Below are 990 nucleotides of genomic sequence, written 5' to 3'. Positions count from 1 at the left end.
CAACCTCTAAATCAGATTTTCCAAGCGTTCTTCTCTTCATAATAACCATCCTCTCTGCTTAAATTAAGGTGTAAAATAGTTAATTTTTTCTAAACATTACCAAATTTATTATAATCTAAGATTAAGAAACGGGTAAAGAATAAGGACTTACAGGCTGCCGAGAAACCTTAACAGCCTGATCAGGAGTATAGCAATAAGGAAATAAGGGACTATCTGCAATTTACTGGTAAAGTTAGAGCAAAATGCAGGATTTACAACGCTAATTGGGGGGCATTATTTGCACTACTCATTATGTATCAGTACTTTTATTAAAAATATAATAGTATAGGTTATAGAAATGGAATATAAAGAGTACCATTTCATTCATAATGCATGGGATGGAGTTGATGAGATTGGAATTCATAAAGGGAAATACAAGTGAACGTTAACTTGTAGAATGACTATTATCTACATTGGATATTTTACACATAATCCAAGATGACAAGGTAAAAGAAGAAATGAGCAATCATACATACTTACCTGTATTACAATCCATTGTGTATGGGAATAAAGAGGATAAAAAACATCGATTTGAAGGATTTACGGATGTAGAAATGATTTATTATTTTGTACATAGACAGAAACATGTAGATAAAAATGAAAAGTTATCGGAAACAACGGTAAAAGATTATGTACGAGATATCTTTCAATTTTATAAACATTGGCTTCAATATCTAGCTTACTCTGACCATGGAGAAGCTTCTCAAGAACAAACAGGGAATTATCTTCAATTTCTTAAGCCGCGACATATTGAAATGTATCAAACAGATTGGATGCTGGAAAAGGCTAGTTATAAGCCAGCTATCATTGCTGAACCTAAACATAGCTTCAATATCACCTTAGTATCAAGATTCATTCTGTACTACGTTTTCAGCACTTGAAATTTTCCACACTAAAAGCACAAAGAAACCTCACTCTTGTAGCTATTATATACAAAAGTGAGGTTTCTTT

At 32.2% G+C, this 990-nt stretch carries 1 protein-coding gene; it reads left to right on the top strand.

Annotated features, from left to right (window positions below; all coding sequences use genetic code 11):
• Positions 1-497 precede the first annotated feature (497 nt).
• Positions 498-920 (top strand): hypothetical protein, encoded by a 423-nt coding sequence (locus AAHB12_RS31120; protein WP_342048934.1) that lies wholly within the window; start codon positions 498-500, stop codon positions 918-920.
• Positions 921-990 lie beyond the last annotated feature (70 nt).

Source organism: Bacillus sp. OTU530, from assembly GCF_038440375.1.
The sequence above is the reverse complement of the archived record's forward strand: the minus strand, read 5'-3'. Positions and strand labels throughout refer to the sequence as shown.